Origin of the sequence: Streptomyces sp. NPDC057654, assembly GCF_042800135.1 — a bacterium.
Lineage (GTDB): Bacteria > Actinomycetota > Actinomycetes > Streptomycetales > Streptomycetaceae > Streptomyces.
Genome location: NZ_JBHVHQ010000389.1, coordinates 1 through 7,692 on the forward strand (window position 1 = coordinate 1; position 7,692 = coordinate 7,692).

At 68.4% G+C, this 7,692-nt stretch carries 7 protein-coding genes, 1 tRNA gene and 1 pseudogene; 3 read left to right on the forward strand and 6 right to left on the reverse strand.

Annotated elements, in window-relative coordinates; all coding sequences use genetic code 11:
- Positions 1-33: 33 nt before the first annotated feature.
- The 6 genes from pth to ACFU99_RS25410 form a co-directional block, all read right to left on the reverse strand.
- Complete coding sequence (gene pth / locus ACFU99_RS25385) at positions 34-624, reverse strand: aminoacyl-tRNA hydrolase (protein WP_384395732.1); 591 nt, start codon at positions 622-624, stop codon at positions 34-36.
- A 119-nt stretch (positions 625-743) separates the two neighbouring features.
- Positions 744-1,331 carry a 50S ribosomal protein L25/general stress protein Ctc gene (locus tag ACFU99_RS25390; RefSeq protein WP_384395735.1) on the reverse strand — a complete coding sequence of 196 codons (588 nt, stop codon included), beginning with the start codon at positions 1,329-1,331 and terminating at the stop codon, positions 744-746.
- 253 nt (positions 1,332-1,584) lie between these two features.
- Positions 1,585-2,562: a ribose-phosphate diphosphokinase gene (locus ACFU99_RS25395; protein WP_363131192.1), complete on the reverse strand. Its 978-nt coding sequence runs from the start codon at positions 2,560-2,562 to the stop codon at positions 1,585-1,587.
- A gap of 102 nt (positions 2,563-2,664) precedes the next feature.
- The gene (gene glmU / locus ACFU99_RS25400) at positions 2,665-4,122 is read right to left on the reverse strand and encodes a bifunctional UDP-N-acetylglucosamine diphosphorylase/glucosamine-1-phosphate N-acetyltransferase GlmU (protein ID WP_384395738.1); all 1,458 of its coding nucleotides are present in this window, start codon (positions 4,120-4,122) and stop codon (positions 2,665-2,667) included.
- Positions 4,123-4,228: 106 nt separating this feature from the next.
- Positions 4,229-4,299 (reverse strand) — tRNA-Gln (locus ACFU99_RS25405).
- Between the two features lie 11 nt (positions 4,300-4,310).
- Positions 4,311-5,213, reverse strand: coding sequence for a hypothetical protein (locus ACFU99_RS25410; protein WP_384395741.1), 903 nt, complete (start codon positions 5,211-5,213; stop codon positions 4,311-4,313).
- Between the two features lie 155 nt (positions 5,214-5,368).
- Here ACFU99_RS25410 and ACFU99_RS25415 point away from each other — a divergent pair, with 155 nt between their 5' ends.
- The 3 genes and pseudogenes from ACFU99_RS25415 to ACFU99_RS25425 form a co-directional block, all read left to right on the forward strand.
- Positions 5,369-6,757: a sensor histidine kinase gene (locus tag ACFU99_RS25415; protein WP_384395744.1), complete on the forward strand. Its 1,389-nt coding sequence runs from the start codon at positions 5,369-5,371 to the stop codon at positions 6,755-6,757.
- Between the two features lie 200 nt (positions 6,758-6,957).
- Positions 6,958-7,455 (forward strand): SigE family RNA polymerase sigma factor, encoded by a 498-nt coding sequence (locus tag ACFU99_RS25420; protein ID WP_384395746.1) that lies wholly within the window; start codon positions 6,958-6,960, stop codon positions 7,453-7,455.
- A pseudogene (locus ACFU99_RS25425) lies at positions 7,448-7,692 on the forward strand (hypothetical protein); the annotation flags it as partial. The gene ACFU99_RS25420 and the pseudogene ACFU99_RS25425, both read left to right, overlap by 8 nt.

Sequence of the window (7,692 nt, forward strand, 5' to 3'; positions counted from 1 at the left end):
GACTGGTGAAGGGCCGCCGTCCTGCGTACGGGATCAGGAGTTGTACGTACTCTGCGCCCGCTCCAGACCGTCCACGACCAACGACTCGACCGCGTCCGCCGCCCGGTCCACGAAATAGTCCAGCTCCTTGCGCTCCGCCGAGGAAAAATCCTTCAACACGAAATCCGCCACCTGCATACGGCCCGGCGGACGCCCGATACCGAACCGCACCCGGTGATAATCCGGACCCATCGACTTCGTCATCGACTTCAACCCGTTGTGCCCGTTGTCACCGCCGCCCAGCTTCAGCCGCAACGTCCCGTAATCGATGTCCAACTCGTCATGAACCGCGACGATCCGCTCCACCGGCACCTTGTAGAAATCCCGCAGCGCGGTCACCGGACCACCCGACAGATTCATGAACGACATCGGCTTCGCGACCACCACCCGGCGGCTCGACAAGCCCGGCGCCCCGATCCGCCCCTCCACGACCTGCGCCCGCGCCTTGTGCGCCTTGAACTTCGACCCCATCCGCCCCGCGAGCAGATCGGCGACCATGAAGCCCACATTGTGGCGGTTGGCCGCGTACTCCTGGCCGGGATTGCCCAGCCCCACGATCAGCCAGGGCCCCGCTGCATCCGTCATCTGCATGTCTCCTTGAAGCCACTCAGCCGCCGTCCCGACGCCTGCGGCGTGGAACGGCGGCTGGAGAAGAGGTTACCGGTGCGGGAAACGCCCGGAAGCGCCCCGCACAGGGGAACCGCTCATGCCTCGGCGCCCTCGGCGTCCTCGCCCGACTCCTCGGCGGCCTCGGCCTGCGCCGCGACGACCTGGAGCACCACGGCGTCCTCCTCGACGGCCAGCGTGCTGCCGGCCGGCAGGGTGATGTCCTTGGCGAGCACCGAGTGACCGGCGTCCAGACCCGCGACGGAGACCGTGACCGACTCCGGGATGTGCGTGGCCTCGGCCTCGACCGGCAGCGTGTTGAGAATGTGCTCCAGCAGGTTGCCGCCCGGGGCCAGCTCGCCCTCGGTGTGGATCGGGATCTCGACGGTGACCTTCTCGCCCTTCTTCACCGACAGGTAGTCCACGTGGACCAGGAAGCCGCGAATGGCCTCACGCTGCACGGCCTTCGGGATGACGAGCTCGCTCTTGCCGTCGATGTCCAGGTTCAGCAGGGCGTTCGGGGTCTTCAGCGCCATCATCAGGGCGTGGCTGTCGATCGCGACGTGCTTCGGGTCACCGCCGTGACCGTAGATGACGCCGGGAACCTTGTCCTCGCGGCGCACGCGGCGGGCGGCGCCCTTGCCGAACTCGGTACGGACCTCGGCGGTGAGCTTGACCTCAGCCATGGTGACTCCTCGTAGTAGACGTATCCAGCGGGCGTCACCCGGCCCACGACAGACCTGCTACGAAGAGCGCGTCGATAACGGACCGCCGCACCACACGGATGCGGCCTCCCTCGCCGAGCAACCCTGTGAGTCTACCCGGCGGGGGAGGCCGCCCAGAAATCGATCAAGCGATACGGTCGCGCGCCCGATCAGCTCGGGCCCGCCGCCACCGTCAGGCCGTCACCGTCAGACCTACGCCGTCAGACCTACGCCGTCAGGCCTGCTCCTCGAAGAGGCTCGTCACCGAACCGTCCTCGAACACCTCACGCACGGCCCGCGCGATCGTCGGCGCCATCGACAGCACCGTGATCTTGTCGAGCTCCAGCTCACTCGGGGTGGGCAGGGTGTTCGTGAAGACGAACTCGCTCACCTTCGAGTTCTTCAGCCGGTCCGCCGCCGGACCCGACAGCACACCGTGCGTAGCCGTCACGATGACGTCCTCCGCACCATTCGCGAACAGCGCGTCCGCCGCCGCACAGATCGTGCCACCCGTATCGATCATGTCGTCGACCAGGACGCACACCCGGCCCTTCACATCACCGACGACCTCGTGCACCGTGACCTGATTGGCCACGTCCTTGTCCCGACGCTTGTGCACGATCGCCAGCGGCGCGCCCAGCCGGTCGCACCAGCGGTCCGCGACGCGCACGCGCCCCGCGTCCGGCGAGACGATCGTCAGCTTCGAACGGTCGACCTTCGCGCCCACATAGTCCGCGAGGACCGGCAGCGCGAACAGATGGTCCACCGGACCGTCGAAGAAGCCCACGATCTGGTCCGTGTGCAGGTCGACCGTCACGATGCGGTCCGCGCCCGCCGTCTTCAGCAGATCGGCGATCAGCCGCGCCGAGATCGGCTCGCGACCGCGGTGCTTCTTGTCCTGCCGGGCATAGCCGTAGAACGGCAGGATCACGGTGATGCTCTCGGCGGAGGCCCGCTTCAGAGCGTCGACCATGATCAACTGCTCCATGATCCACTTATTGATGGGAGCCGTATGGCTCTGCATCACAAAACAATCAGCGCCACGCGCCGACTCCTGGAAACGGACGTAGATCTCGCCATTGGCGAAGTCGAACGCCTTGGACGGGACCAGGTGCGCCCCAAGCTGATGAGCGACCTCCTCCGCAAGCTCGGGGTGGGCGCGGCCGGAGAAGAGCATCAGCTTCTTCTCGCCGGTCGTCTTGATCCCGGTCACAGCACGGTCTCCTTGCCAGCTCAATGGAATGGGCTCAATGGAATGGTGGGCACTTTGTGCGCGCCTATCACGGTACGCCCCCAACGGCGCACCCCTTCGCGGTCACTGCTCGGCGTCAGGCTCCGCACCAGCGGCGGAAGCAGCCTGCGCGGCGGCGCTCCCCGGGCGCTTACGAGCCACCCAACCCTCGATATTCCTTTGCTGGCCACGGGCCACCGCCAGCGAACCCGGCGGCACATCCTTCGTAATCACGGAGCCCGCCGCCGTGTAAGCGCCGTCCCCGATCGTGACAGGCGCCACAAACATGTTGTCCGAACCGGTACGGCAATGAGCCCCCACCGTGGTGTGGTGCTTCGCCTGACCGTCGTAATTCACAAACACGCTCGCCGCACCGATATTGGTGAACTCACCGATCGTCGCGTCCCCCACATACGAGAGATGCGGCACCTTCGTACCCTCGCCGATCACGGCGTTCTTCATCTCCACATACGTGCCGGCCTTCGACTTCACACCCAGCCGCGTACCCGGCCGCAGATACGCGTACGGACCCACACTCGCCCCCGCACCGATCTCCGCACCGTCCGAGACCGTATTCGTGACCACCGCGCCCGCACCCACCGACGTGTCCTTCAGCCGAGCATTCGGCCCCACCTCGCAACCGGCCGCCAACCGCGTCGAACCCAGCAGCTGCGAACCCGGATGCACCAACGCGTCCGGCTCGAACTCCACCGACACATCCACCCACGTGGTCGCCGGATCCACGACCGTCACACCGGCCATCATCGCCTCGTTCAACAGCCGCTCATTGAGCAGCCGACGCGCCTCGGCGAGCTGCACCCGGTTGTTGATCCCCAGAATCTCCCGGTGATCACCACCCACGGCCGCACCCACCCGGTGCCCCGCCTCCCGCAGGATGCCGAGCACATCCGTGAGGTACTCCTCACCCTGACTGTTGTCCGTACGCACCTTGCCCAGCGCGTCCGTCAGCAACTGCGCGTCGAACGCGAACACACCGGAGTTGATCTCCTTGATCGCGCGCTGCGCCTCCGAGGCGTCCTTGTGCTCGACGATCGCGGTCACCGCGCCGCTCGCGCCGTCCCGCACGATCCGCCCGTACCCGGTCGAGTCCGGGACCTCGGCGGAGAGCACCGTGACGGCGTTCCGGTCGGCGGCGTGCGTCTCGGCGAGCTGCCGCAGCGTCGCGCCGGTCAGCAGCGGGGTGTCGCCGCAGACGACGACGACCGTGCCGTCGAGCGCGACGCCGCCGTCGCTCAGCGTCTCCAGCCCGATGCGCACGGCGTGGCCGGTGCCGTTCTGCTCGTGCTGCACGGCGGTGTGGACGGCGGGATCGATCTCGGCGAGATGCGCGGAGACCTCCTCGCGGGCATGCCCGACCACCACGACGAGGTGCTCGGGATCCAGCTCGCGGGAGGCGGCGACGACATGACCGACGAGAGACCGTCCGCAGATCGCGTGCAGGACCTTGGGGGTAGCCGACTTCATGCGGGTGCCCTCACCCGCTGCGAGGACGACGACGGCTGCCGGGCGGTTGGCGCTCACGGGTGTGCCCTTCGGCTTCGGGTGGTGGACAACCGAAGGATACCGGTGCGTAAGTGGCCTGAAACGAGGAAGGGTCCTGACCTGGGGGTCAGGACCCGAACTCCGGCTCCCGGGGAAGGAATCGAACCCTCATTCAATGGACCAAAACCATTTGTCCTGCCTTTAGACGACCCGGGATGATTCGTCCGCTATGTCCGATTCGCCGAACCGGCCACGCACGCAGCGACCACTATGCCGTACCACCAGCCTTCAATGCGACGGTACAGATCAGCGCCGTTCGAAACGCGGATGCTCAGACACCCCCGATAGCTGTCCCCGGTGTTCTTCCGCACGGTCTTGGGGTTGTGCTTTTTCAGGGCGGTCTTGCCGAAGGCCGAGACGTCGACTCCCACGAGAGCCGCCCAGTACCGCTCCGCGGCGGCGACGTCCGCGGACTCGTGGATGTGTACGTAGAACACCAGGCGCTCACTGCCCACGCCCAGCAGGGCGAGCCAGGCGAGGTAGACCTCGATCATGTCCGAATCGCTGTTGATGAAGGTGACCCGCTCCCGGAGTTGGTACGGCTTGCTCTTGGATCCCTCGGACCAGTAGAGCCCCACCCCGATCAGGAACAGCTCGCGGTCGCTCAGCTCGCCGATCTCGCGCGTGGCGGCGCGCTTGGTCTCCTGCCGCTCCACCTCCCGCCGCGCCAGCGTCGCCTCCCACCCCCGCCGGGCGATGGCCGATGCCTCCTCCTTCGTGCGCGGGGGCGGTTTCGGGAGGTCGCGGACCCAGAGGGAGATGGAGCTTTTCGAGCAGCCCAGTTCCAGTTGGATCTGGTCGTAGGTGAGGCCGCGGGCGCGGAGTTCGCGGGCGGTGGCGCGCAGGTCGTCCTTGGCGTTGGGGCGCTTGGTCCACTCCGGTGGGGGCTCGCCCTCCAGGAGGCGGTTGAGGAGGTCGTTGTTGCCGACTTTGAGGCGGTCGCGTATCTGGCGGCGGCTGAGGCCCTCCTTGCGGAGGGTGAGGGCCGCTTGTCGCAGTTCGTCGAAGGAGGCCGAGCCGTCGCGCAGGCCGCCCACCCCGTCGCCTTCCCGGCGTCGTACGTCAGTCATGGCGGCAGCCTTGTCGTTCATGCGGACACAAGGGCCGAAAACATGGTCGATTCAATAGTTCGGATGAATAGGGGGCTTTTCGTGCGCGTTCGAGTCGGGCGCGTGCTGGTGCAGGCAACGGATAACCGGTGGCGTGCCCCCTTACGCTGGAAGGCATGACCGCAACGGGGGAAGCCGCAGGAATGGGCGTGCGAGGCGCGCCGACGGGGCCGTGGTGGTGGGCGCGGCGTCGGAGTCTGGTGCTGGATGTCTGTCTGGCTCTGGCCTCGGTGCTGGAGTGTGTGGCGGAGGGGGCTCGTTTCGCGCACGAGGCGTCGGTGCCGTTGGTGTTCGGTGTGCTGGTGGGGGTGCTGGCCGGGTCGGTGATGCTGCTGCGCAGGCGGTGGCCGGTGGCGGCGGTGCTGGTGTCGATCGCGGTGACGCCCGCGCAGATGGGTTTTCTGTTGGGCGTGGTGGCGCTGTACACGCTCGCGGCGTCGGATGTGCCGCGCCGGATTATCGCGGTGCTGTCGGTGATGTCCGTCGTCGGGTCGCTGGTCGTGGTGTTCGTGCGGTTTGACCGGGACATGGCGCAGGACGGCTATACGCCGGGTGTGTGGCTCATCGCGGCGATCTCGGTGCTGGTGGCGTTGGGGCTGACGGGGCCGCCGGTGCTGTTGGGGATGTATGTCGGGGCGCGGCGGCGGTTGGTGGAGAGTCTGCGGGAGCGGGCGGATGGTCTGGAGCGGGAGTTGTCGCTGCTGGCGGACCGGGCGGAGGAGCGTGCGGAGTGGGCGCGGAGTGAGGAGCGGACGCGGATCGCGCGTGAGATGCATGACGTGGTGGCGCATCGGGTGTCGTTGATGGTGGTGCATGCGGCGGCGTTGCAGGCGGTCGCGGTGAAGGATCCGGAGAAGGCGTCGAGGAACGCGGCTCTGGTGGGGGATATGGGGCGGCAGGCGCTGACCGAGTTGCGGGAGATGCTCGGGGTGTTGCGGAGGACGCCGGAGGGGCAGGTGGCGGAGAAGCCGTCGGCTGCCGAGCCGGCGCGGTTGGCGGCTGCGGTGGCGGTGGCTTCGGGTGGTCCGGCGGAGGCGGGGTCGGGGGCGGAGGTGTCGGCGGGGGCCGCGGCGCGGGGTGTGACGTTGGTTACGGGTGAGGGCGGGGAGGGTCCGTGCCTCGCTGATCTGGAGGATCTGGTCGGGCAGTCGCGTGCGGCGGGGATGGTCGTGGAGCTGCTGGCGGAGGGTGCGGAGCGGCCGTACGGGGCGTCGGTGGAGCAGACGGCGTACCGGGTCGTCCAGGAGGGGCTGACCAATGTGCACAAGCATGCTTCGGGTGCGAAGACGCGGGTGCGGTTGGCGCGTCGGGAGGCCGAGGTGGCGGTGCAGGTGGAGAACGGGCCGTCGGACGGGGGTGCGGATGTGCGGCTGCCGAGTGGTGGAAATGGTCTGGTGGGCATGCGGGAGCGGGTGTCGGCGCTGGGCGGGGTGTTTGTGTCGGGGCCGACGGATTCGGGTGGTTTCCGGGTGTCCGCGGTGATTCCGGATGGTTCGTCGTCGTGAGTGTGGGGTTTGCGGGCGGGTAGTCGGCCGGTCCGTGCGGTGCTGTGTGTCTGGTGCCGGTTTTGTGGGTTCTGCCGGTGGTCTCGTGCTCTTGTCGTTCGTCCTGTGGTTCGGTTTCGCGGATTTCTGCTGTTCGCTGTCAACCGGCGGCGGGGTCCCGTGCGTATGGGGTGTGAGACCGAACGGATTTGGAGCCCGGTTTGACCGTCGAGGAGTTCGAGGAGTTCTACGAGCACGCGGTCAGACGGCTCACGGGCCAGCTCTACGTCATGCTCGGCGATCTGCACGAGGCTCAGGACGTGGTGCAGGAGGCGTTCGTCCGGGGCTGGAGCCGGCGGCGGCAGCTGGCTCGGGACGGGGCTCCGGAGGCGTGGATCCGCAAGGTCGCGTGGCGGCTCGCGGTGAGCCGGTGGCGTGGGCTGCGGCGGGCGGAGGACGCCTGGCGGCGGCATGGCGGGCCGCCGGATGTGGCGGGGCCGGACACGGGTCCGGTGGAGCTGGTGGAGGCTCTGCGGGAGTTGTCGCCGCAGCAGCGCCGGACGGTGACGCTGCACTACGTGTGCGACTTGTCCGTCGAGCAGATCGCCGCTGAGACGGGGTTGTCCGGCGGGACGGTCAAGACCCATCTGTCGCGGGGCCGGGCGGCGCTCGCCGGGCGGTTGCGCGACCCGTACTCGGAGGAGGCTCCCGGTGTCTGACGGTACTGGCGGTACTGGCGGTGCTGATGGTTCTGGCCGGTATGACCCTTACCGGCTGGCCGCCGGGCTGAAGGGGCTGGCGGCGGCCGGGCAGAGCGGTGCGGCCCCGGCGCCGATGGCGGTGGTGGCGGCGCGCGGCAGACGGCTGCGGCAGCGCCGGGTGGCGGCGTTCGCCGTGGTGGCGTGTCTGGTGGTGGGCGGGGGGAGCGGGACGCTGGCGGCGGTGCTGTCGCGGGG